Origin of the sequence: Streptomyces sp. NPDC047974 (assembly GCF_040653375.1) — a bacterium.
Classification (GTDB): domain Bacteria; phylum Actinomycetota; class Actinomycetes; order Streptomycetales; family Streptomycetaceae; genus Streptomyces.
The window spans coordinates 98,899-121,747 of the sequence record NZ_JBEZNU010000003.1; the positions used below are offsets into that span (position 1 = coordinate 98,899).

Annotated in this window: 19 protein-coding genes and 1 riboswitch; of the genes, 14 read left to right on the forward strand and 5 right to left on the reverse strand. The window is 70.5% G+C overall.

The genetic code is table 11. The features are described from left to right. The first annotated feature begins 102 nt into the window (after positions 1–102). From AB0E19_RS06190 to AB0E19_RS06200, 3 genes are all read left to right on the forward strand, one after another. Complete coding sequence (locus tag AB0E19_RS06190) at positions 103–1,344, forward strand: histidine kinase (protein WP_362174082.1); 1,242 nt, start codon at positions 103–105, stop codon at positions 1,342–1,344. Beyond that, the gene (locus AB0E19_RS06195; RefSeq protein ID WP_362174085.1) at positions 1,341–2,024 is read left to right on the forward strand and encodes a response regulator transcription factor; all 684 of its coding nucleotides are present in this window, start codon (positions 1,341–1,343) and stop codon (positions 2,022–2,024) included. Before AB0E19_RS06190 ends, AB0E19_RS06195 begins: the two co-directional genes overlap by 4 nt. Before the next feature lie 157 nt (positions 2,025–2,181). Next, positions 2,182–5,346 (forward strand): efflux RND transporter permease subunit, encoded by a 3,165-nt coding sequence (locus AB0E19_RS06200; RefSeq protein ID WP_362174088.1) that lies wholly within the window; start codon positions 2,182–2,184, stop codon positions 5,344–5,346. Positions 5,347–5,424: 78 nt separating this feature from the next. On the opposite strand, the gene nadA is transcribed toward AB0E19_RS06200, so the two are convergent. Next, positions 5,425–6,618, reverse strand: a complete 1,194-nt coding sequence (nadA, locus tag AB0E19_RS06205; RefSeq protein ID WP_362174091.1) for a quinolinate synthase NadA — start codon at positions 6,616–6,618, stop codon at positions 5,425–5,427. A gap of 237 nt (positions 6,619–6,855) precedes the next feature. On the opposite strand from nadA, the gene erpA reads away from it, so the two are divergent. Next, on the forward strand, positions 6,856–7,212 hold the full coding sequence (gene erpA / locus AB0E19_RS06210; protein WP_169085577.1) for an iron-sulfur cluster insertion protein ErpA: 357 nt from the start codon (positions 6,856–6,858) through the stop codon (positions 7,210–7,212). Between the two features lie 87 nt (positions 7,213–7,299). Here the strand turns inward: erpA and AB0E19_RS06215 are convergent, their stop codons facing one another. Beyond that, positions 7,300–8,766 (reverse strand): hypothetical protein, encoded by a 1,467-nt coding sequence (locus tag AB0E19_RS06215; RefSeq protein ID WP_362174095.1) that lies wholly within the window; start codon positions 8,764–8,766, stop codon positions 7,300–7,302. 67 nt (positions 8,767–8,833) lie between these two features. Further along, positions 8,834–9,040: a hypothetical protein gene (locus AB0E19_RS06220; protein WP_360313659.1), complete on the reverse strand. Its 207-nt coding sequence runs from the start codon at positions 9,038–9,040 to the stop codon at positions 8,834–8,836. Positions 9,041–9,173: 133 nt separating this feature from the next. Here AB0E19_RS06220 and AB0E19_RS06225 point away from each other — a divergent pair, with 133 nt between their 5' ends. Continuing rightward, positions 9,174–10,148: a carbohydrate kinase family protein gene (locus tag AB0E19_RS06225; RefSeq protein WP_362174099.1), complete on the forward strand. Its 975-nt coding sequence runs from the start codon at positions 9,174–9,176 to the stop codon at positions 10,146–10,148. A gap of 160 nt (positions 10,149–10,308) precedes the next feature. On the opposite strand, the gene AB0E19_RS06230 is transcribed toward AB0E19_RS06225, so the two are convergent. Further along, a complete protein-coding gene (locus AB0E19_RS06230; protein WP_362174102.1) occupies positions 10,309–11,691 on the reverse strand; it encodes an aminotransferase class V-fold PLP-dependent enzyme in 1,383 nt (460 codons plus the stop codon). A gap of 333 nt (positions 11,692–12,024) precedes the next feature. On the opposite strand from AB0E19_RS06230, the gene coxB reads away from it, so the two are divergent. The 4 genes from coxB to AB0E19_RS06250 all read left to right on the forward strand — a co-directional run bounded on the left by coxB (position 12,025) and on the right by AB0E19_RS06250 (position 16,481). Beyond that, complete coding sequence (gene coxB / locus AB0E19_RS06235; protein ID WP_360600267.1) at positions 12,025–12,990, forward strand: cytochrome c oxidase subunit II; 966 nt, start codon at positions 12,025–12,027, stop codon at positions 12,988–12,990. Then, positions 12,987–14,720, forward strand: a complete 1,734-nt coding sequence (ctaD, locus tag AB0E19_RS06240; protein ID WP_360600269.1) for a cytochrome c oxidase subunit I — start codon at positions 12,987–12,989, stop codon at positions 14,718–14,720. The genes coxB and ctaD overlap by 4 nt, the downstream gene beginning before the upstream one ends. Next, complete coding sequence (locus tag AB0E19_RS06245) at positions 14,717–15,115, forward strand: cytochrome c oxidase subunit 4 (RefSeq protein ID WP_362174107.1); 399 nt, start codon at positions 14,717–14,719, stop codon at positions 15,113–15,115. Before ctaD ends, AB0E19_RS06245 begins: the two co-directional genes overlap by 4 nt. A gap of 112 nt (positions 15,116–15,227) precedes the next feature. Continuing rightward, positions 15,228–16,481, forward strand: coding sequence for an Ig-like domain-containing protein (locus AB0E19_RS06250; RefSeq protein ID WP_362174111.1), 1,254 nt, complete (start codon positions 15,228–15,230; stop codon positions 16,479–16,481). Positions 16,482–16,484: 3 nt separating this feature from the next. On the opposite strand, the gene AB0E19_RS06255 is transcribed toward AB0E19_RS06250, so the two are convergent. Further along, a complete protein-coding gene (locus AB0E19_RS06255) occupies positions 16,485–16,886 on the reverse strand; it encodes a hypothetical protein (protein WP_362174114.1) in 402 nt (133 codons plus the stop codon). 202 nt (positions 16,887–17,088) lie between these two features. Between AB0E19_RS06255 and AB0E19_RS06260 the strand changes: the two genes are divergently transcribed. The 5 genes from AB0E19_RS06260 to trpD all read left to right on the forward strand — a co-directional run bounded on the left by AB0E19_RS06260 (position 17,089) and on the right by trpD (position 22,459). Continuing rightward, positions 17,089–17,709 (forward strand): heme-copper oxidase subunit III, encoded by a 621-nt coding sequence (locus AB0E19_RS06260; protein ID WP_319008060.1) that lies wholly within the window; start codon positions 17,089–17,091, stop codon positions 17,707–17,709. A gap of 74 nt (positions 17,710–17,783) precedes the next feature. Continuing rightward, positions 17,784–18,593: a c-type cytochrome gene (locus AB0E19_RS06265; protein ID WP_360600277.1), complete on the forward strand. Its 810-nt coding sequence runs from the start codon at positions 17,784–17,786 to the stop codon at positions 18,591–18,593. After that, positions 18,590–19,642 carry a Rieske 2Fe-2S domain-containing protein gene (locus AB0E19_RS06270; protein ID WP_362174119.1) on the forward strand — a complete coding sequence of 351 codons (1,053 nt, stop codon included), beginning with the start codon at positions 18,590–18,592 and terminating at the stop codon, positions 19,640–19,642. Before AB0E19_RS06265 ends, AB0E19_RS06270 begins: the two co-directional genes overlap by 4 nt. After that, positions 19,639–21,264 (forward strand): cytochrome bc complex cytochrome b subunit, encoded by a 1,626-nt coding sequence (locus AB0E19_RS06275; RefSeq protein ID WP_362174122.1) that lies wholly within the window; start codon positions 19,639–19,641, stop codon positions 21,262–21,264. Before AB0E19_RS06270 ends, AB0E19_RS06275 begins: the two co-directional genes overlap by 4 nt. A gap of 130 nt (positions 21,265–21,394) precedes the next feature. After that, on the forward strand, positions 21,395–22,459 hold the full coding sequence (gene trpD / locus AB0E19_RS06280; RefSeq protein ID WP_362174125.1) for an anthranilate phosphoribosyltransferase: 1,065 nt from the start codon (positions 21,395–21,397) through the stop codon (positions 22,457–22,459). A gap of 86 nt (positions 22,460–22,545) precedes the next feature. Continuing rightward, a riboswitch (SAM riboswitch) is annotated at positions 22,546–22,662 on the forward strand. Positions 22,663–22,849: the final 187 nt, after the last annotated feature.

Here is a 22,849-nt window from a genome sequence, read left to right on the forward strand (position 1 = left end):
GGCGCACAGGACGGCGCACCGAGCGGCGCCGGAGCCGCCGGACCCGCCCCCCCCGGACCCTCACCCGTTCCCCGCGCCCGGCCCACCCCGTACCGTTCCCCAGTGACCCGCACCCACCTGGCCACCCACCTGAGGGACCGCCTCCGCGACCACCCCCTGGCCTTCGACGCCGCCCTGGCCGGAGGCGTCCTGGTCGCGATGATCGCCGCCTCCTTCACCGACCCCCACGGCAGCGCCACCGGCCCCACCTTCGGCGACCGCGTCCCCACCCTCCTCGGCGTCGGGATGATGCTCGTCACCGCCGTCGCCCTCGTCTTCCGCCGCCGCAGACCCTTCGCGGTCCTCGCCTTCACCTCCGCGCTCGCCCTCGTCGAGCTGCTCGGCGAGACCCGCCCGGCCCCGGTCACCATCGGCGTCGTCGTCGCGCTGTACACCGTCGCCTCCCGCACCGACCGCCCCACCACCTGGCGCGTCGGCCTCGCCACCATGACCGCGCTGGCCGCCGCCGCCATGGCCTTCGGCCCGACCCCCTGGTACGCCCAGGAGAACCTCGGGGTCTTCGCCTGGACCGGCATGGCCGCGGCCGCCGGCGACGCCGTCCGCAGCCGCCGCGCCTTCGTCGACGCGATACGGGAGCGCGCCGAGCGCGCCGAGCGGACCCGCGAGGAGGAGGCCCGCCGCCGCGTCGCCGAGGAACGGCTCCGCATCGCCCGCGACCTCCACGACGTCGTCGCCCACCACATCGCCCTGGTCAACGTGCAGGCGGGGGTCGCCGCGCACGTCATGGACAAGCGGCCCGACCAGGCCAAGGAGGCCCTCGCCCACGTCCGCGAGGCCAGCCGCTCCGCCCTCGACGAGCTCCGCGTCACCGTCGGCCTGCTCCGCCAGTCCGGCGATCCCGAGGCCCCCACCGAGCCCGCCCCCGGCCTCGCCCTCCTCGACGGGCTCCTCGCCGGCTTCCGCAAGGCCGGGCTGCCGGTCTCGCTGGCCCGCACCGACGCCGACCGCCAGCTCCCCTCGGCCGTCGACCTCGCCGCGTACCGGATCGTCCAGGAGGCGCTCACCAACGTCCGCAAGCACGCCGGTCCCGACGCCCGCGCCGAGGTGAGCGTCGTCCTCGTGGGCCGTACGGTCGAGATCACCGTCCTCGACGACGGCACCCCGCAGCCCGGACCCGCCCCGGAGCCCTCCGGCGGCCACGGACTGCTCGGCATGCGCGAGCGGGTCACCGCGCTCGGCGGCGTCCTCACCGCGGCACCCCGCTACGGCGGCGGCTTCCGCGTCCAGGCGATACTGCCGCTGACGCCCGGGACGGCCCGGGAGCCGGGGGAGGACGCACGATGACCATCCGGGTACTGCTCGCCGACGACCAGGCCCTGCTGCGCAGCGCCTTCCGGGTGCTCGTGGACTCCGAGCCCGACATGGAGGTCGTCGGGGAGGCCGCCGACGGTGCCCAGGCCGCCGCCCTCGCCCGCAGCGAACGGCCCGACGTCGTCCTCATGGACATCCGGATGCCCGGCACCGACGGCCTCGCCGCCACCCGCGCGATCACCGCCGACCCCGAACTCGCCGACGTCCGCATCGTCATGCTCACCACCTTCGAGATCGACGAGTACGTCGTGGAGTCGCTGCGCGCCGGCGCCTCCGGCTTCCTCGGCAAGGGCGCCGAACCGGAGGAGCTGCTCGGCGCCATCCGGATCGCGCACGCCGGCGAGGCGCTGCTCTCCCCGGCCGCCACCAAGGGCCTGATCGCCACCTTCCTCGCCCAGAGCGCCGCCGCCGACCCGGTCGGCGCCCGGGTGGACGCGGGCCGGCTCGCCGCGCTCACCGCCCGGGAGCGCGAGGTCCTCGTCCTGGTCGGCGGCGGTCTCTCCAACGACGAGATCGCCGAGCGGCTCGACGTCAGCCCGCTCACCGTGAAGACGCACGTCAACCGCGCCATGGCCAAGCTCGGCGCCCGCGACCGCGCCCAGCTGGTGGTCACCGCGTACGAGACGGGACTGGTACGCCCGAGGGTTGACTGACCCCACCGGGCGGCGTACTCCATACGCGGTACGCGCCGGCCCGGAAACGGGCCCGGGGGGCGAGGAATCCGTCCCCCGGATGGCCGATCCTGGGCGCTGGGGGGCGCTCCTGGCTGCCCGCCGCCTGCCGACGAGTACGCCACGGAAGAGAGACCCCATGTCCTGGCTGTCCAGATTCAGCCTCGCGCAACGGGCCCTGATCGGGCTGATGTCCATCGTCGCGATCGTCTTCGGACTGATCGCGATACCCCAGCTGAAGCAGCAGCTGTTCCCGTCGATCGAGCTCCCGATGGTCTCGATCATCGCCCCCTACCAGGGCGCCTCTCCCGACGTGGTCGAGAAGCAGGTCGTCGAGCCGCTGGAGAACAACCTCAAGGCCGTCGACGGCATCAAGGGCATCACGTCCACCGCCTCCGAGGGCAGCGCCGTCATCATGGCCTCCTTCGACTACGGGGACGAGTCGACCAAGCAGCTCGTCGCCGACGTCCAGCAGGCCGTCAACCGCGCCCGGGCCCTGCTGCCCGACACGGTCGACCCGCAGGTCGTGGCCGGCTCCACCGACGACATCCCGACCGTCGTCCTCGCCGCCACCTCCGGGAAGGACCAGCAGGCACTCGCCGACCAGCTGGAGCGGACCGTCGTGCCCGCCCTGGAGGACATCGACGGCGTCGGCCAGGTCAGCATCGACGGTGTGCAGGACCTCCAGGTCTCCGTCACCCCCGACGAGCGCAAGCTCGCCGCGGCCGGCCTGACCTCCATGAACCTCGCCGAGGCCCTGCGCAACGGCGGCGGCACCATGCCCGCCGGCTCCTTCTCCGAGGCGGGCAAGAGCCGCACCGTCCAGGTCGGCGGCGGCTACACCTCGCTCCGGCAGATCCAGGACCTCCGCATCAAGCCCGCCCAGGGCAAGGCCGTCCGGCTCGCCGACGTCGCCACCGTCGAGCAGGAGGAGTCCGCCCGGGTCTCGCTGACCCGCACCAACGGCAAGCCCAGCCTCGCCGTCATGGCCACCATGGACAAGGACGGCAGCGCCGTCGCCATCTCCGAGGCCGTCGAGGAGAAGCTGCCCGGGCTGCGCGAGCAGCTGGGCGCGGGCGCCGAGCTGACCGTCGTCTCCGACCAGGGCCCGGCCGTCGCCAAGTCGATCTCCGGCCTCACCACCGAGGGCGCCCTCGGCCTCGTCATGGCCGTCCTGGTGATCCTGGTCTTCCTCGCCTCGATCCGGTCGACGCTGGTCACCGCGGTCTCCATCCCGCTCTCGGTCGTCCTCGCGCTGATCGTGCTGTGGACCCGCGACCTCTCCCTCAACGTGCTGACGCTCGGCGCGCTCACCATCGCCATCGGCCGGGTCGTCGACGACTCGATCGTGGTCCTGGAGAACATCAAGCGCCACCTCGGCTACGGCGAGGACCGCCAGTCCGCGATCGTCACGGCCGTGAAGGAGGTGGCCGGCGCGGTCACCTCCTCGACCCTGACGACGGTCGCCGTCTTCCTGCCGATCGGCCTGGTCGGCGGCCTGGTCGGCGAACTGTTCGGCTCCTTCAGCCTCACCGTGACGGCCGCCCTGCTGGCCTCGCTGCTCGTCTCCCTGACGGTCGTGCCGGTGCTCTCGTACTGGTTCCTGCGCGCCCCCAAGGGCACCTCCGAGGACCCGGACGAGGCCCGCAGGCTCGCCGAGGAGAAGGAGGCGAAGAGCCGCCTCCAGCGCGCGTACGTGCCGGTCCTCCGCTTCGCCACCCGCCGCCGCCTCACCAGCGTCGCCATCGCCCTCGTCGTCCTGGTCGTCACCTTCGGCATGGCGCCGCTGCTGAAGACCAACTTCTTCGACCAGGGCGACCAGCCGGTCCTGACGGTCAAGCAGAAGCTGGAGCCGGGGACGTCCCTGGACGCCTCCGACGAGGCCGCGAAGAAGATCGAGAAGGTCCTCGCGGACACCGAGGGCGTCAAGGACTACCAGGTCACCGTCGGCTCCTCCGGCTTCATGGCGGCCTTCGGCGGCGGCACCGGCGCCAACCAGGCCTCCTTCCAGGTGACCCTGGAGGAGTCCGCCTCGTACGAGAAGACCCGCGACGCCATCGAGTCGGCCCTCGGGAAGCTCGACGGCGTCGGCGACACCTCGATCTCGGCCGGCGACGGCTTCGCCGCCCAGGACCTGAGCGTCGTCGTGAAGGCCGGCGACCGGGAGCTGCTCCGGAAGGCGTCCGAGCAGGTCCAGAAGGCCGTCGCGGAGCTGAAGGACGTCACCGACGTCCAGAGCGACCTCTCCCAGTCGGTCCCGCGGATCTCGGTGCGGGCCAACGAGAAGGCGGCCGACGCCGGCTTCGACGACGCCACCCTCGGCATGATCGTCGCCCAGGCCGTCCGCGGCACCCCCGCCGCCAAGGCCACCCTGAACGACACCGAGCGGGACGTCCTCATCACCTCGGCCGCCCCGGCCACCACCCTCGACCAGCTGAAGGCGCTGCCCCTCGGCCCGGTGAAGCTCGGTGACATCGCCACCGTCGAGCTGGTCCCCGGCCCGGTCTCCATGACCCGGATCGACGGCGCCCGCGCGGCGACGATCACGGCCAAGCCGACCACGGACAACACCGGCGCCGTCGGCACCGCGCTCCAGTCGAAGATCGCCGAGCTCGACCTGCCGGAGGGCGCCTCGGCCTCCGTCGGCGGTGTCTCCGAGGACCAGAGCGAGGCCTTCCTCAACCTGTTCCTGGCGATGCTCGCGGCCGTCGCGATCGTCTTCATGCTGCTCGTGGCGACCTTCCGGTCGCTGATCCAGCCGCTGATCCTGCTGGTCTCCATCCCGTTCGCCGCCACCGGCGCCATCGGCCTCCTGGTCGCCACCGGCACCGCGATGGGCGTCCCGGCGATGATCGGCATGCTGATGCTCATCGGCATCGTCGTGACGAACGCGATCGTCCTGATCGACCTGATCAACCAGTACCGGGCCCAGGGGTACGGCGTCGTCGAGGCTGTCGTCGAGGGCGGCCGGCACCGGCTCCGCCCGATCCTGATGACGGCCCTGGCGACGATCTTCGCCCTGCTGCCGATGGCCCTCGGCATCACCGGCGAGGGCGGCTTCATCGCCCAGCCGCTCGCCGTGGTCGTCATCGGCGGTCTGATCAGCTCGACCCTGCTGACCCTCCTCCTCGTCCCGACCCTCTACGCGATGGTCGAGCTCCGCAAGGAGCGCCGTGCGAAGAAGAAGGCGGCGAGGAAGGGCGCGAAGAAGACCGTCAAGGGCAAGGACGGCGAGCAGACGACGATCCCGGAGCAGCCGGACGTCACCCCGTTCGACGCGAGCCTGCTCGACGCCCTGGACTGAGGTCCCGGGTGACGGACGGAAGGGGCGGCCCCACGGACTCGTGGGGCCGCCCCTTCCGGCGTACGTACGGGAGAACCGTTACGGCAGGGCCAGCATCCGCTCCAGCGCCAGCTTCGCGAACGACTCCGTCTCCCGGTCGACCTCGATCCGGTTGACCAGGTTCCCCGCGGCCAGCGACTCCAGCGTCCACACCAGGTGCGGGAGGTCGATCCGGTTCATGGTCGAGCAGAAGCAGACCGTCTTGTCGAGGAAGACGATCTCCTTGCCCTGGTCGGCGTAACGGTTCGCCAGGCGGCGGACCAGGTTCAGCTCCGTGCCGATGGCCCACTTCGAGCCGGCCGGGGCCGCCTCCAGGGTGTTGATGATGTACTCGGTCGAGCCCACGTAGTCCGCGGCGGCGACGACCTCGTGCTTGCACTCCGGGTGGACCAGCACGTTCACACCGGGGATCCGGGCGCGCACGTCCTCGACCGAGTCCAGCGAGAAGCGGCCGTGCACCGAGCAGTGACCCCGCCACAGGATCATCTTGGCGGCCCGCAGCTCCTCGGCGGTGAGCCCGCCGCCCGGCTTGTGCGGGTTGTAGACCACGCAGTCGTCCAGGGACATGCCCATGTCGCGGACGGCGGTGTTCCGGCCCAGGTGCTGGTCCGGCAGGAAGAGCACCTTCTCGCCCTGCTCGAAGGCCCAGTCCAGCGCCCGCTCGGCGTTGGAGGAGGTGCAGATGGTGCCCCCGTGCTTGCCGGTGAAGGCCTTGATGTCCGCCGAGGAGTTCATGTACGAGACGGGGACGGTGACGTCCGCGATCCCGGCCTCGGTGAGCACGTCCCAGCACTCGGCGACCTGCTCGGCGGTGGCCATGTCGGCCATCGAGCAGCCGGCCGCGAGGTCCGGCAGGACGACCTTCTGGTCGTCGCCGGTGAGGATGTCGGCCGACTCGGCCATGAAGTGCACGCCGCAGAAGACGATGTACTCGGCCTCCGGCTTGGCGGCGGCGTCACGGGCGAGCTTGAAGGAGTCGCCGGTGACGTCGGCGAACTGGATGACCTCGTCGCGCTGGTAGTGGTGGCCGAGCACGAAGACCTTGTCCCCGAGCTTCTCCTTCGCGGCGCGGGCCCGCTCCACCAGGTCCGGGTCGGAGGGAGACGGCAGGTCGCCCGGACACTCCACGCCGCGCTCGCTCTTCGGGTCGGCCTCGCGGCCGAGCAGCAGCAGGGCGAGCGGCGTCGGCTGGACGTCCAGGGCGGTGTTCTGGGCGGTGGTCACGTCACGCACCCTTTCTTCGGGGGGAGCTTCAAAAGCCTTTTCGTCTAAATGACGCTATCTATCATAACCCCTTCACGTCATTCTGACGATGGCCATAGTGTCGATGTGACGAATTCGCCTTCCGCGTCTCTGGACAGGGTGTGCGAGCATGAAGGAGGGAAATCCCACCCGACCCGGAATGAATCCGGGGCACCGCCGGTTGTCACCGTCGGCAAGCAGTCTCCGTACAACCCGGGAGAGATGTAGATGTCCGTATCGGACGAGACCAGCACCGTCACCGACGGCATCCTTCTGAGCGACGCCGCCGCGGCCAAGGTCAAGGCTCTGCTCGACCAGGAAGGCCGTGACGACCTCGCGCTGCGCGTCGCCGTCCAGCCCGGTGGCTGCTCCGGCCTCCGCTACCAGCTGTTCTTCGACGAGCGCACGCTCGACGGCGACGTCGTCAAGGACTTCGACGGCGTCAAGGTCGTCACCGACCGCATGAGCGCCCCGTACCTCGGCGGTGCCTCGATCGACTTCGTCGACACCATCGAGAAGCAGGGCTTCACGATCGACAACCCGAACGCCACCGGCTCCTGCGCCTGCGGCGACTCGTTCAGCTAAACCGTCGCGGAGCGCCGAAGAGGGCGGTGGCCCGGGAGACCGACCTCCCGGGCCACCGCCCTCTCCGCATGCCCGAAGGCCCGACGGCTACCTGCGCGGCACCGCCTCGTCGCTCGCCGCGTCCACCACCGGACGGTCGCCGAGCGGCGCCGCCAGGGTCACCTCCACGGTGATCTCCTTGGCGACCAGGATGCAGGCCCGGTCCGGATCCAGCGGCCTCTCCTCGATCCGCACCCGCACCTGCCGCGGGTCCTCCGAGGCGTGTGCCGTGTACGCGTGGCACACCCCGCCCCAGAAGGTCACCGCCAGCGTCCGCCCGTCACCGCCGACCGTGAAGGACTCGATCCGCCGCACCGGCGCCGTCCCGTCCGAGGGCTCCGGCGCGACCGGCTCGGGCGACGGCGTCGCCGGCGGCACCAGGAACTCCGCCGCCACCGCCGTCGAGGTCACCGTGTACGGCGCCGAGTCCGCCGGATCCGCGGTGAACAGCCACGTCGGCACCAGCAGCCGCCCGTCCGCCGTGTCCGTCGCCGCCAGGCCGAGCACCGCACCCGTCACCGGCACCTGGTGCGGCGGGGCCATGTCCACGATCGTCTGGCAGGGCGCGTCCTTCCCGGACCCGTCCGGTGCCTGCGGCTCCCCGGCCGGCGGATCCGTGGCGCAGCCGCCGATGCCGATCGGACCCGTGCCCTTCGAGGCCTCGTTCAGCCGCGCCAGCGCCCGCTCCGCCGACACCACCGGGTACGTCGCGCCCTCCACCGGCTCCTTCAGCGTCCCGCTGCCCGCGACCGGCCGCCCGTCGGGGCCGATGTGCAGCCCCGTCGACCAGCCGTAGGTGGGCAGCCCGCCGATCACCGGATCGGCGTTCACCACCCGCACCGAGCCGTTCATCACCTGCGTCGCCGACACCTTGGCGTCGTCCTGCCCCAGCGCCTTCAGCACCGGCGCGGCCGCCGCCCTCGCCGCGGCCTCGCTCACCGGGGAGCCGCCCGCCGGCGGCTTCACCTCGCCCGGCGGCGGACACGCCTTCCCCTTCAGGCAGGTGTCGCCGGCCGGACCGCCGTCGTACCAGGAGTACGTCCAGCTCCCCGGCGCCTGCCGTGCCACGTCCAGGCGCGGCCCCTGGCCGTCCTTCTCGGGCCGGATCGTCCACACGTCCCCGACGAGCGCCGGGCGCCCCTCGATGCCGAGGGCCCCGGCCAGCCTGGCCACCTCCTCGGAGGTGACCAGGCCCTTCGGCCGGTGGACCGCGGCCGACGAGGGCCCTTGGGGGAGTGGGCCCTCGGCTCTGTAGACCGTCCCGTTCGGGCCGCCGCCCGGGTCGGGCTCGCCCGGCGCGATCCCCGCGTCCGGGGCCGCACCGCCGCTCCCGCCCCCGAGCCGCAGGAGCGGCGGCGCGGTCGCCGCCGCCGCGCCCTTCGTCTCGGTCCCGGCTGCGCCCTCGTCGCCGGCGGCGGTCAGATACAGCCCACCGCCACCGGCCAGCAGCACACCCGCCGCCACCGAGGCGACGAGCGCGGTCCGCCGCCCGTGTCCGCTCTCCGTACCGCTCACCGCAACGCTCCCTCGTGTCGTTCGGACACCGTTGGGACGGGGCGGGGGCGCGGTCGGTTCCGTCCCGTCAGCCGCCGTACTCGGCGGTGGCGGCGATCAGCCGCGCCGACGCGTCCGGGACGACCACCCCGTGGATCGAGGCGGGGGAGACCGGGGCCGGCGCCGGATCGGCCGGCGTCACCCAGTGCGGGACCATCCGGGCACTGGCCCCGCGCAGCTCGGCGAGGCTCAGATCGGACTCGTGTCGCTCGCGCGGAGCGGGGTACGTGGTCATGGCCGCACCGTATGCACCACCCGGCTCCGGAGAAAAGGCCTACTCTGGGGTAGTTTCCACTGTTCGGCAGCGGCCCCCGCAGCGGCTACCGTGGATCGTCATCGCCCTTTACACCCGCAGGAGCGTCCCAGCCGTGCGTATCGCAGTCACCGGCTCCATCGCCACCGACCACCTCATGACCTTCCCCGGCCGGTTCGCCGACCAGCTCGTGGCCGACCAGCTCCACACGGTGTCCCTGTCCTTCCTCGTGGACAACCTCGACGTCCGCCGGGGCGGCGTCGGCCCCAACATCTGCTTCGGCATGGGCCAGCTCGGCGGCAACCCGGTCCTCGTCGGCGCGGCCGGCTACGACTTCGACGAGTACCGCGCCTGGCTCGACCGCCACGGCGTCGACACCGGCTCGGTCCGCATCTCCGAGGTCCTGCACACCGCGCGCTTCGTCTGCACCACGGACAAGGACCACAACCAGATCGGCTCCTTCTACACCGGCGCGATGAGCGAGGCCCGGCTCATCGAGCTCAAGGCCGTCGCGGACCGGGTGGGCGGGCTCGACCTCGTCCTCATCGGCGCGGACGACCCCGAGGCGATGCTCCGCCACACCGAGGAGTGCCGGACCCGGGACATCCCCTTCGCCGCGGACTTCTCGCAGCAGATCGCGCGCATGAACGGCGAGGAGATCCGCACGCTCCTCGAAGGGGCGACCTACCTCTTCTCCAACGAGTACGAGAAGGGCCTCATCGAGTCGAAGACCGGCTGGACCGACGAGGAGATCCTGTCCCGCGTCGGCCACCGCGTCACCACGCTCGGCTCGCGCGGCGTCCGCATCGAGCGGGTCGGCGAGCCCGTGATCGAGGTCGCCTGCCCGGAGGAGGAGGCGAAGGTCGACCCCACGGGCGTCGGCGACGCCTTCCGCGCGGGCTTCCTCACGGGTCTCTCGTGGGGCGTCGGCCTGGAGCGGGCGGCGCAGATCGGCTGCATGCTGGCGACGCTGGTCATCGAGACGCTCGGCACGCAGGAGTACACGCTGCGCCGCGCCAACTTCATCGAGCGCTTCACCAAGGCCTACGGCGAGGAGGCCACCGCCGAACTCCAGGCCCACCTCTCCTGACCCGACGCCCCGCGAGGGCGGCGCCCCTTTCCGGGCCCGGGCTCCCGCACCCGAACCCGCACCCCGAGGTACGACTCCGTACCGGTGCGGGTTCGGGCGCGTCTGCGGAGTCACCGGCGGAGGGCGCCGCACCGGGCAGGCGGTGGCGGCGTCCGCGGTGTCAGGTGGTGCGGCGGACCGTGTAGGCGCGGGCGCCCCGGGGGGCGGGGGACTCGCCCACGTACTCCTGGCCCCGCATCTCGCACCACGCCGGGATGTCGAGCCGCGCCGCCTCGTCGTCGGCGAGCACCACCACCGTCCCCCCCACCCGCACCGCCCCGATCACCTTCGCCAGCTCGATCACCGGGATCGGGCACCGCTTCCCGACCGCGTCGACGACCAGCTCCTGCGCGAGCGCGGGCTCGGCCGCCGCCGGCACCGCGCCCAGCCGCTCCCGTACGGACGCCACGACCCCCGGCAGCACCGCCAGGAAGCGGTCGACGTCCGCCTCCTCCGTGCCGGCCGGCAGGGAGACCCGTACGTTCCCCTCGCTCAGGACGCCCATCGCGCGCAGCACATGGCTGGGCGTCAGCGTCGAGCTCGTACACGATGAACCGGACGAAACGGAGAAACCCTCCCGGTCCAGCTCCGCGAGGAGCGTCTCCCCGTCGACGTACAGACAGGAGAAGGTGACGAGGTGGGGCAGGCACCGCACCGGGTCGCCGACGACCTCCACGTCCGGCACCAGCTCCGGCACCCGCGCCCGGATCCGGTCCACCAGGGCCCGCAGCCGCGCGCCCTCCGCCTCCGCCTCGGCCCGCACCGCCCGCAGGGAGGCCGCCGCCGCGACGATGGCCGGCAGGTTCTCGAAGCCGGGCGCGCGCCCCGACTCCCTTTCGTCGGAGGGCCCTTGGGGGGCGAAGCGGACGCCCTTGCGGACCGCGAGCAGCCCCACGCCCGCCGGCCCGCCCCACTTGTGCGCGCTCGCGGAGAGCAGCGACCACCCCTCCGGCACCGGCCCCCAGCCCAGCGACTGCGCCGCGTCCACCAGGAGCGGCACCCCGGCCGCCCGGCAGGCCTCGGCGACCTCGGCCACCGGCTGCTCGGTGCCGACCTCGTGGTTGGCCGACTGGAGGCAGGCCAGTGCGGTCCCCTCGCCCAGCGCCGCCGCGAAGGCCGCCGGGTCCACCGCCCCCGTCCGCCCGACCGGCACCTCCGTCACCTCGCCGCCGGCCGCCGCGTGCGCCTCGCCGGCGTGCAGGACGGAGGAGTGTTCGACGGCCGACACCACGAGCCGCCGGCCCACCCGCCGGCGCCCGGCGAGCGCGCCCGACACGCCCGAGTGGACCGCGCGCGTTCCCGAAGGAGTGAAGACGAGTTCGTCGGGGCGACAGCCCACCGCCTCCGCCGCCGCCTCCCGCGCCGCGTCGAGCAGCAGCCGGGCCCGCCGCCCCTCCCGGTAGAGCCGGGCGGGGTCGGCCCACCCCTCGTCGAGGGAGGCGAGCAGCGCCTGACGGGCGACGGGGTGCAGGGGAGCGGCGGACGCGGCGTCGAAGTACGGCATCCGCCCACCGTAGGGCCTGCCCCGGCGCCGCCCGCCCGCGCCCCGCGGATCCCCGGGGGCGCCGCGGGTGAGGCCCCGTCAGGAGTGCGCCCCGGTGGGCCCTGAGACCCCCGAACGGGCGCTTCCGGTCCCTCTCCGGAACCTTCGCGTCCACCCCTTCGGGGACTCGGACGGCGCGTTGGGCACCCTCCCCGCGCGACCCCAAATAGCGTCCAGTAGGGTTTGGTCCGCATAAACATCCAAACCCCTGCCCGCGGCCGGGGCGGCGACCGACCAGCGAGACGGACGGCCGTGGCCGACCAACGCGGGCCGAGACTCTCGGGAAGGCGCTACGTGAGTCCCAACGGCTCCGACCGCTCGTCGCGGCGCCCGATGCGGCGGAAGCTGCCGCAGGTGCTGACTGCGGGCCTGATCCTGGCGACAGCCACCGGCTGCTCGTACAACTGGGAAGACTTCCCCCGCCTGGGCATGCCCACCCCCGTCACGGAAGAGGCGCCTCGGATCCTCTCCCTGTGGCAGGGTTCCTGGGCCGCCGCGCTCCTCACCGGCATCCTGGTGTGGGGCCTCATCCTGTGGTCGGTCATCTTCCACCGGCGCAGCCGGACCAAGGTCGAGGTACCTCCGCAGACCCGCTACAACATGCCCATCGAGGCGCTGTACACGGTCACCCCCCTCATCATCGTCTCGGTGCTCTTCTACTTCACCGCGCGCGACGAGTCGAAGCTCCTTGCCCTCTCGGACAAGCCGGCCCACACGATCAACGTGGTCGGCTACCAGTGGAGCTGGGGCTTCAACTACATCGAGGACGTGCCGGGCGTCGAGGGTGACGCGAAGACGGACGAGAACCTCGCGTCCATTCCGGACAAGTACATCAAGCAGTTCCCGGAGAACGCGGGCGGCGTCTACGCCGCCGGCATCCCCGGCGACCGCAACCCGCAGACCGGCAACCCGGGCCCGACCCTGTGGCTGCCGAAGGGCGAGAAGGTCCGCTTCGTCCTCACCTCGCGTGACGTCATCCACTCCTTCTGGGTGGTGCCGTTCCTCTTCAAGCAGGACGTCATCCCGGGCCACACCAACGTCTTCGAGGTGACCCCGACCCAGGAGGGCACCTTCCTCGGCAAGTGCGCCGAGCTGTGCGGTGTCGACCACTCCCGGATGCTCTTCAATGTCAAGGTCGTCTCCCCGGAGCGCTACCAGGCGCACCTGAAGGAGCTGGCCGAGAAGGGCCAGACCGGCTACATCCCGTCCGGCATCGAGCAGACGGACCCGGCCAGGAACGCGGAGAAGAACCAACTGTGAGCATCCCCAACGAAACCAAGGGTGCCGCGGCTGAGGACTCGTACGAGAACGAGCTGCCCGTCCGCCGCAAGCAGCCCGGCAATGTGGTGGTGAAGTGGCTGACCACCACCGACCACAAGACCATCGGTACGATGTACCTGGTCACCTCGTTCGTGTTCTTCATCATCGGCGGCCTGATGGCGCTCTTCATGCGCGCCGAGCTGGCCCGTCCGGGCACGCAGATCATGTCGAACGAGCAGTTCAACCAGGCGTTCACGATGCACGGCACGATCATGCTGCTGATGTTCGCGACGCCGCTGTTCGCCGGCTTCGCGAACTGGATCATGCCGCTGCAGATCGGCGCGCCCGACGTGGCGTTCCCGCGGCTGAACATGTTCGCCTACTGGCTGTACCTCTTCGGCTCGATCATGGCGGTGGCCGGCTTCCTCACCCCCCAGGGTGCGGCCGACTTCGGCTGGTTCGCCTACTCCCCGCTGTCGGACGCCGTCCGCTCGCCGGGCGTCGGCGCCGACATGTGGATCATGGGTCTGGCCTTCTCCGGCTTCGGCACGATCCTCGGCTCGGTCAACTTCATCACCACGATCATCTGCATGCGCGCTCCGGGCATGACGATGTTCCGCATGCCGATCTTCACCTGGAACGTGCTGCTGACCGGTGTCCTGGTCCTGCTCGCCTTCCCGGTCCTCGCGGCGGCGCTCTTCGCCCTGGAGGCGGACCGCAAGTTCGGTGCCCACGTCTTCGACGCGGCCAACGGCGGAGCCCTGCTCTGGCAGCACCTCTTCTGGTTCTTCGGACACCCAGAGGTGTACATCATCGCCCTGCCGTTCTTCGGCATCGTCTCCGAGGTCATCCCGGTCTTCAGCCGCAAGCCGATGTTCGGCTACATCGGTCTGGTGGCCGCGACCATCGCGATCGCCGGTCTGTCCGTGACCGTGTGGGCCCACCACATGTACGTCACCGGCGGCGTGCTCCTGCCGTTCTTCTCCTTCATGACGTTCCTCATCGCCGTACCGACCGGCGTGAAGTTCTTCAACTGGATCGGCACGATGTGGAAGGGCTCGTTGTCCTTCGAGACGCCGATGCTCTGGACGATCGGCTTCCTGATCACCTTCACCTTCGGTGGTCTGACCGGCGTCATCCTGGCCTCGCCGCCGATGGACTTCCACGTCTCGGACTCGTACTTCGTGGTGGCGCACTTCCACTACGTCGTCTTCGGCACCGTCGTCTTCGCGATGTTCGCCGGCTTCCACTTCTGGTGGCCGAAGTTCACCGGCAAGATGCTGGACGAGCGCCTGGGCAAGATGACCTTCTGGACGCTGTTCATCGGCTTCCACGGCACCTTCCTGGTGCAGCACTGGCTGGGCGCCGAGGGCATGCCGCGTCGTTACGCGGACTACCTGGACGCCGACGGCTTCACCGCGCTGAACACGATCTCGACGATCTCGTCGTTCCTGCTCGGCCTGTCGATGCTGCCGTTCTTCTACAACGTGTGGAAGACGTCCAAGTACGGCAAGAAGGTCGAGGTCGACGACCCGTGGGGCTACGGCCGTTCGCTCGAGTGGGCGACGTCCTGCCCGCCGCCGCGGCACAACTTCCTCACGCTGCCGCGGATCCGTTCGGAATCCCCGGCGTTCGACCTGCACCACCCTGAGATCGCGGCTGTCGACCAGCTGGAGAACAAGCCGCACGAGGCCGCGGCCCTCACGGGCAGCAAGGAGGCCGGCAAGTGAAGATCCAGGGCAAGATGTTCATCTGGCTGAGCGTCTTCATCCTTGCCATGGCGATCCTGTACGGCGTCTGGAGCAAGGAGCCGGTCGGCACGACGGCGCTCTTCCTGGCCTTCGGCCTCTCCATCATGATCGGCTACTACCTGGCCTTCACGGCCAAGCGTGTCGACGCGATGGCCCAGGACGACAAGGAGGCCGACGTCGCGGACGAGGCCGGCGAGGTGGGCTTCTTCGCCCCCCACAGCTGGCAGCCGCTGTCGCTGGCCCTCGGTGGAGCGCTCGCGTTCCTCTCGATCGCGATGGGCTGGTGGATCATGTACTTCTCCGCCCCGCTGATCCTGGTCGGCATCTGGGGCTGGGTCTTCGAGTTCTACCGCGGTGAGAACCAGAACCAGTAGCAGTACCCCGTAACACCCCGAGGGGCCCGGTCACTTCGCACGCGAAGCGGCCGGGCCCCTCTTTTGCCGCGCTCGGCGCGCCCGGGCGCGGAACAGTCCTTAGCGTGAGGTCATGAACGACACGCCGCGCATTCGGACTGTTCTGAGCTGCACACTCCTGGCCCTCACCGTGACCGCGGGCGCGACGGCGTGCGCGGGCTCCGAGGGGCATCCGCTGTCGGCGAGCCCGTACGACGCCGCCGACCAGGTCGCCTTCGCGGCGGCCGACGGCACCCGTCTCGACCCGGAGAAGCCGCTGGAGATCACCGCCACCGGCGACGACGGGCGGATCAGCGACGTCACCGTCACCGACGCGGCGGGCCGCCATCTGGCGGGTGAACTCACCGCGGACGGGCGTACGTGGCGCTCCACGGGGTCACTGGCCGCCGGGACCCGCTACACCGTCAGGGTGGCCACGGAGGACGAGGACGGGGCCCCAGGCGCCCGTACGTACGACTTCGAGACGGCTCCGGCCAAGAGGGCCCTGACCGTCACCTTCGGGCCGGAGGCGGGCACGTACGGCGTCGGACAGCCGATCACCGCCGACCTCAGCCTCGCCGTCAAGGACCGGGCCGCGCGCGCCGTCGTCGAACGGGCCCTCAAGGTCCGCTCCACGCCCGCCGTCGAGGGCTCCTGGTACTGGGTGGACGACAAGAAGCTGCACTTCCGGCCCAAGGAGTACTGGCCGGCCGGCACGCTCGTCTCGGTCACCGGCAACCTCGACGGGCTCCGTGTCGGCGACAAGCTCTACGGCGGCCCGTCCAAGCCGCTCCGGCTGAAGATCGGCGACCGGATCGAGGCCGTCGCGGACGCCGGGTCCCACTACATGACGGTGCGGCGCAACGGAGAAGTGATCAACACCATTCCGGTGACCACCGGAAAACCGGGCTTCTCCACCCGAAACGGGATCAAAGTGGTGCTCGGCAAGGAGTACTACGTCCGCATGCGCGGCACCAGCATCGGCATCTCCGAGGGCAGCTCGGAGTCGTACGACCTGCCGGTGTACTACGCCACCCGGGTCACCTGGAGCGGCGAGTACGTGCACGCCGCCCCCTGGTCCGTCGGCTCCCAGGGCGTCGCCAACGTCAGCCACGGCTGCGTCGGCATGTCCACCGGCAACGCCGCCTGGTTCTACGAGACCGTCCGCCCGGGCGACATCGTCAGGACCGTCAACAGCTACGGCGACATGATGGACCCCTTCGGCAACGGCTTCGGCGACTGGAACCTGTCCTGGGACAAGTGGCGCCGAGGCAGCGCCCTGGTCGCCGAGAAGGGTGATCCCACGGCCACCGAGGACGCCAAGGCCCGCCTCAGGCCCTCTCTTTGAGGGCTACGCCCCGATCGAGAGGCGGGTGCGCAGCAGGGCCGCCAGGGACGTCGCGAACTCGACCGGTTCCACCGGAAGGGTGACCGCGGCGTCCGCGCGGCTCCAGGTGGCCAGCCAGGCGTCCTGCGGGCGGCCGATGAGCAGCAGCACCGGCGGGCAGTGGAAGACCTCGTCCTTGATCTGCCGGCAGACGCCCATGCCGCCCGCCGGGACGGCCTCGCCGTCGAGGACGCAGACGTCGATCCCGCCCTCGTCGAGCCGCTTCAGCACGGCCGGGAGCGTGGCGCACTCCACGAACTCCACGGGCGGTACGTCGGCCGCGGGCCGCCGCCCGGCGGCGAGCCGGACCTGCTCCCGGGTGTTCGCGTCGTCGCTGTAGACCAGGACCGTGGCACTCGACTGCATCGTTCCTCCGTCCGGAAGGCGGGCCGGTCGTCCTCGACCGGTGCGCGGGATGCTACTCCGCTCCACACCCCGTCAACACCCGTTCAACACCTGTTCGAAGGGTGTCGGGAGGCCCTCGCGATGGGCCGTTCGGGCTGGACACACCCCCCTGACACTCCGAACGGCACCCCCCGGAGTGAGGGCGGGATAAGCGACCGACATAATGTCGGTCGTGGCGACAGTAACGACAGTAGAAACCGGGCACGCGCACCCGTCGGTCAATCGACCGAACCTCACCAGCGTCGGAACCATCATCTGGCTGAGTTCCGAGCTGATGTTCTTCGCGGCCCTCTTCGCGATGTACTTCACCCTGCGATCGGTGACCGGTCCCGAGTTCTGGGCGGAAAAGGCTGCGGCCTTGAACTTCCCCTTCTCGGCGACCAACACCACGATCCTGGTGCTCTCCTCCCTGACCTGCCAGCTCGGCGTCTTCGCCGCCGAGCGGGGCGACGTGAAGAAGCTCCGGACGTGGTTCATCATCACGTTCGTGATGGGTGCGATCTTCATCGGCGGCCAGGTCCTCGAGTACACCGAGCTGGTCAAGCACGAGGGCCTCTCGCTCTCGTCGGACCCGTACGGCACGGTGTTCTACCTGACCACCGGCTTCCACGGCCTGCACGTGACGGGCGGTCTCATCGCCTTCCTGCTGGTCCTCGGCCGGACGTACGCCGCCAAGAGGTTCACTCACGAGCAGGCAACCGCCGCCATCGTCGTGTCCTACTACTGGCACTTCGTCGATGTCGTCTGGATCGGCCTCTTCGCCACGATCTACATGATCAAGTAGTCGGTCACCGCCGGTCACGGCGGACCGACATCCAGCAAGCATCGACGCAGAAGATCCTGACACCGGGGTAATCCGTGAAAAAGCTCTCCGCACGACGACGCCATCCGCTGGCGGCGGTCGTCGTCCTACTTCTCGCGCTGGCGGCCACGGGGGGGCTGTACGCCGCGTTCGCGCCCGCGGGCACGGCGAAGGCCGATGAAACCGCCCAGTCCCTCGCCATCGAGGAGGGCAAGAAGCTCTACTCCGTCGGCTGCGCCAGCTGCCACGGAACCGGCGGTCAGGGCACCACTGACGGCCCGTCCCTGGTCGGCGTGGGCTCCGCCTCCGTGGACTTCCAGGTCGGCACCGGCCGTATGCCGGCGCAGCAGCCGGGTGCCCAGGTCCCGAAGAAGAAGGTCATCTACACGCAGGCCGAGATCGACCAGCTCGCGGCGTACGTGGCCTCCCTCGGCGCCGGCCCGGCCACGCCGAACGAAGGCCAGTACAGCCCCGAGGGCGCCGACATCGCGAAGGGTGGCGAGCTGTTCCGCACCAACTGCGCGCAGTGCCACAACTTCACCGGCGAGGGCGGCGCGCTGACGCACGGCAAGTACGCCCCGACCCTTGAGGGCGTCAGCCCGAAGCACCTCTACGAGGCCATGCAGACCGGCCCGCAGAACATGCCCTCCTTCCCGGACACCACCATGCCGGAGAAGGAGAAGAAGGACATCATCGCGTACGTGAAGGCCGTCAACGGCGACGAGACCGCGAGCCCGGGCGGCCTGTCGCTCGGTGGCCTCGGCCCCGTCTCCGAGGGCCTGTTCGCCTGGATCTTCGGTCTGGGTGCGCTGATCGCAGTTGCCATCTGGGTCGCGGCCCACACCGCTAAGGCCAAGAAGTCATGAGTACCCAAGAGATTCCAGAAGAGAACCTGCCGGCAGGGCAGGACACCGCGCACGGCGCGGTGAAGGTCGCGGACAAGCCGTTCGCCGACCCGGGCCTTCCGCCCCACAAGCCGCGTGTCCAGGACATCGACGAGAAGGCGGCCCGGCGCTCCGAGCGCGCCGTCGCCTTCATGTTCGTGCTGTCGATGCTGGCCACCGTCGGCTTCATCGCCTCGTACGTGATCTTCCCGGTCGACAAGATCGTGTACATCTGGCCCTTCGGCCACGTGTCCGCGCTCAACTTCGCACTCGGCTGGACCCTCGGCCTCGCGCTCTTCTTCATCGGCGCGGGTGCGGTCCACTGGGCCCGTACCCTCATGTCCGACGTCGAGATCGCCGACGAGCGTCACCCGATCGCGGCCACGCCCGAGGTCAAGGCGCAGGTCATGGCGGACTTCGCGGCCGGTGCCGCCGAGTCCGGCTTCGGCCGCCGCAAGCTCATCCGCAACACGCTCTTCGGCGCGCTGGCCCTGGTGCCGCTCTCCGGAGTCATGCTGCTGCGCGACATGGGCCCGCTGCCCGAGCGCAAGCTCCGCACCACGCTGTGGGCCAAGGGCAAGCTGCTCATCAACATGAACACGCACGAGCCGCTGCGTCCCGAGGACGTCGCCGTGGGTTCGCTGACCTTCGCGATGCCCGAGGGCCTCTCGGAGCACGACCACAACTTCCAGGTGGAGATCGCCAAGGCCGCCCTGATGATCGTCCGGATCCAGCCGGAGGACATCAAGGACAAGCGCGAGCTCGAGTGGTCGCACGAGGGCATCGTCGCCTTCTCGAAGATCTGCACCCACGTCGGCTGCCCGATCTCGCTGTACGAGCAGCAGACGCACCACGTGCTCTGCCCGTGCCACCAGTCCACCTTCGACCTGTCCGACGGCGCCCGAGTCATCTTCGGCCCGGCCGGTCACGCCCTCCCGCAGCTGCGGATCGGCGTGAACGACAAGGGCTTCCTCGAAGCGCACGGCGACTTCGACGAGCCCGTCGGTCCCGCATTCTGGGAGCGCGGATGAGCACTGTGACCAACACGCAGAAGAAGGCGCCCGCCGGTGAGCGGGTCGCCGACTGGGCCGACGGCCGCCTGGGGATCTACACGCTGGCCAAGGCCAACATGCGGAAGATCTTCCCGGACCACTGGTCCTTCATGCTGGGCGAGATCTGCCTCTACAGCTTCCTCATCATCATCCTGACGGGCGTCTATCTGACGATGTTCTTCCACCCGTCGATGAACGAGGTGGAGTACGCCGGCTCGTACGTCCCGCTCCAGGGACAGCTGATGTCCGAGGCGTTCAACTCGACCATGCACATCTCCTTCGAGGTGCGCGGTGGTCTGCTCATCCGGCAGATCCACCACTGGGCGGCGCTGATCTTCCTCGCCGGCATGTTCGTGCACATGATGCGCGTCTTCTTCACCGGCGCGTTCCGCAAGCCGCGTGAGATCAACTGGCTGTTCGGCTTCCTGCTGTTCTTCCTGGGCATGTTCACCGGCTTCACCGGTTACTCGCTCCCGGACGACCTGCTCTCCGGCACCGGTGTCCGCTTCATGCAGGGCGCGATCCTGTCCGTGCCGATCGTCGGCACGTACCTGTCGATGTTCCTCTTCGGCGGCGAGTTCCCCGGCGGCGACTTCGTCGCGCGGTTCTACTCGGCGCACGTGCTGCTGCTCCCCGGCATCATGCTGGGCCTGGTGGTCGCGCACCTGATCCTGGTGTTCGTCCACAAGCACACGCAGTTCGAGGGCCCCGGCCGGACGAACAAGAACGTCGTCGGCATGCCGCTGCTCCCCGTGTACATGGCGAAGGCCGGAGGCTTCTTCTTCCTGGTCTTCGGCGTCATCGCGGTGATCGCCGCGGTCGCCTCGATCAACCCGATCTGGGCGCTCGGCCCGTACCGCCCGGACCAGGTGTCCACCGGCGCCCAGCCCGACTGGTACATGGGCTTCGCCGAGGGTCTGATCCGTGTCATGCCGGGCTGGGAGATCAACCTGTGGGGCCACACGCTGGTCCTCGGTGTGATGATCCCGCTGGCGATCTTCCCGGCGGTCCTCGCGGCCATCGCGGTCTACCCGTTCATCGAGTCCTGGATCACGGGTGACAAGCGCGAGCACCACATCGCGCAGCGCCCGCGCAACGCTCCGACGCGCACCGCCTTCGGTGTCGCCTGGATCACCGCGTACATGATCATGCTCGTCGGTGGTGGAAACGACCTCTGGGCGACCCACTTCCACCTGTCGATCAACTCGATCACCTGGTTCGTGCGGATCTTCTTCTTCGTCGGCCCGGTCATCGCGTTCATCGTCACCAAGCGGATCTGCCTCGGCCTCCAGCGCCGGGACAAGGACAAGGTGCTGCACGGTCGCGAGTCCGGCATCATCAAGCGCCTGCCGCACGGTGAGTTCGTCGAGGTCCACGAGCCGCTCAGCCAGGGCGAGCTGTACAAGCTCACCGCGCACGAGCAGTACGAGCCCGCCGCGCTGCCGCCGGCCGTCGACGAGAACGGCGTCCAGCGGAAGATCGGCGCGATGGAGAAGCTCCGGGTCAAGCTGAACAAGGGCTACTACGGCGACGACAACCAGGTCGCCAAGCCCACCCTTGAGGAGTACAAGGAGATCCAGAGCGGCCACGGCCACCACTGAGACCCTCCTGACCTCCTGATGTAGGTCGCCACGGCGAGAGCCCCGTCCATTCGATGGACGGGGCTCTTTGCCGTTCCCGCGGATCGATAGGCTGGACCCCGTATCCGACGCACGATCATCAGGAGCTGCCATGAGCGCTGTGACCCCCGCTGGAGGACCTACCACGGCGGGCCGCTCCTGGCCCGTCCTCCTGAACGGCCTCCTGGAGGGGAAGAACCTCTCCGCCGACGACACCGCCTGGGCGATGGACCTGATCATGAGCGGCGAGGCGACCGACGCCCAGATCGCCGGCTTCATGGTGGCGCTGCGGGCCAAGGGCGAGACCGTCGAGGAGATCAGCGGGCTGGTCCGGACGATGTACGCGCACGCCAACACCATCGAGGTGCCCGGACCGGCCGTCGACATCGTCGGCACCGGCGGCGACGGCGCCAAGACCGTCAACATCTCCACGATGGCCTCGATCGTCGTCGCCGGCACCGGCACGAAGGTCGTCAAGCACGGCAACCGCGCCGCCTCCTCCGCCTCCGGCTCCTCCGACGTCCTGGAGAAGCTCGGCATCAACCTCGGCCTCACCCCGGCGCGGGTCGCCGAGGTCGCCGAGGAGGCCGGCATCACCATCTGCTTCGCGGTGAAGTTCCACCCCTCCCTCCGGCACGTCGCCGCCGCCCGCGGCCAGCTCGGCATCCGCACCACCTTCAACGTGCTCGGCCCGCTCACCAACCCGGCCCGGGTGCGCGCCCAGGCCGTCGGCGTCGCCGACCCGCGGATGGCGCCGATCGTCGCCGGGGTCTTCGCCGAGCGCGGCAACTCGGCCCTGGTGTTCCGCGGCGACGACGGCCTGGACGAGCTGACCATCACCGGCACCTCCCGGGTGTGGGTGGTCCGGGACGGCGCCGTCCGCGAGGAGGTCTTCGACCCGAAGGACGTCGGCATCGACTACGCGCCCCTGGAGGCGCTGCGCGGCGCCGACGCCTCCTTCAACGCCGATGTGGCCCGCCGCCTCCTGGCCGGCGAGACCGGACCCGTACGGGACGCGGTGCTGCTCAACGCGGCGGCGGCGCTCACCGCCCTGGAGCCCGGCGAGGGCACCCTCGCGGACCAGCTGCGGGCCGGGATGGCGCGGGCCGCCGAGTCGATCGACTCCGGGGCCGCCCGCGCGGCCCTGGACCGCTGGATCGCCGCCAGCAACGCCTGAGCCGCCCGCCGCGGTCCGCGCGACACCCGTTCCGGAATGCGGACGGGGTTGCGCGGACCGCGAGCGGTGGCATACGTTCGGCGACAGGTCATGAGTGACAGCCCTCAAGCCCCGGCTGGCTGTCCGGCAACCCTCCGTCCGTGGCGGGGTGCCCCGGGTGAAGACCAGGCCGTGGACAGCAAGGTCCTCGGCAAGCGCGGACCCCTGCGCCATCCCTGGGGTCCTGGTCCTCGAGGGAGCGGTCTCGTGAGCAAGCGAATGCGTTAGGGCCTCCGGCCCCTTCCTCCCACCTCCGTGCGGCCACCCGTTCTCTTCCCGTGCCGCGCGTCGAGGTCAACACCCGTACGCGGTACGCCCCTTGGCGTCGCCCTGCGGGTCCTTCACGCCACT

Coding starts and splice junctions, on each gene's coding strand:
- AB0E19_RS06195 (WP_362174085.1), top strand. CDS start 1,341: ATGACCATCCGGGTACTGCTCGCCGACGACCAGGCCCTGCTGCGCAGC.
- AB0E19_RS06250 (WP_362174111.1), top strand. CDS start 15,228: ATGAACGACACGCCGCGCATTCGGACTGTTCTGAGCTGCACACTCCTG.
- AB0E19_RS06260 (WP_319008060.1), top strand. CDS start 17,089: ATGTCGGTCGTGGCGACAGTAACGACAGTAGAAACCGGGCACGCGCAC.
- AB0E19_RS06230 (WP_362174102.1), bottom strand. CDS start 11,691: ATGCCGTACTTCGACGCCGCGTCCGCCGCTCCCCTGCACCCCGTCGCC.
- AB0E19_RS06200 (WP_362174088.1), top strand. CDS start 2,182: ATGTCCTGGCTGTCCAGATTCAGCCTCGCGCAACGGGCCCTGATCGGG.
- AB0E19_RS06275 (WP_362174122.1), top strand. CDS start 19,639: ATGAGCACTGTGACCAACACGCAGAAGAAGGCGCCCGCCGGTGAGCGG.
- trpD (WP_362174125.1), top strand. CDS start 21,395: ATGAGCGCTGTGACCCCCGCTGGAGGACCTACCACGGCGGGCCGCTCC.
- AB0E19_RS06270 (WP_362174119.1), top strand. CDS start 18,590: ATGAGTACCCAAGAGATTCCAGAAGAGAACCTGCCGGCAGGGCAGGAC.
- AB0E19_RS06255 (WP_362174114.1), bottom strand. CDS start 16,886: ATGCAGTCGAGTGCCACGGTCCTGGTCTACAGCGACGACGCGAACACC.
- AB0E19_RS06220 (WP_360313659.1), bottom strand. CDS start 9,040: ATGACCACGTACCCCGCTCCGCGCGAGCGACACGAGTCCGATCTGAGC.
- erpA (WP_169085577.1), top strand. CDS start 6,856: ATGTCCGTATCGGACGAGACCAGCACCGTCACCGACGGCATCCTTCTG.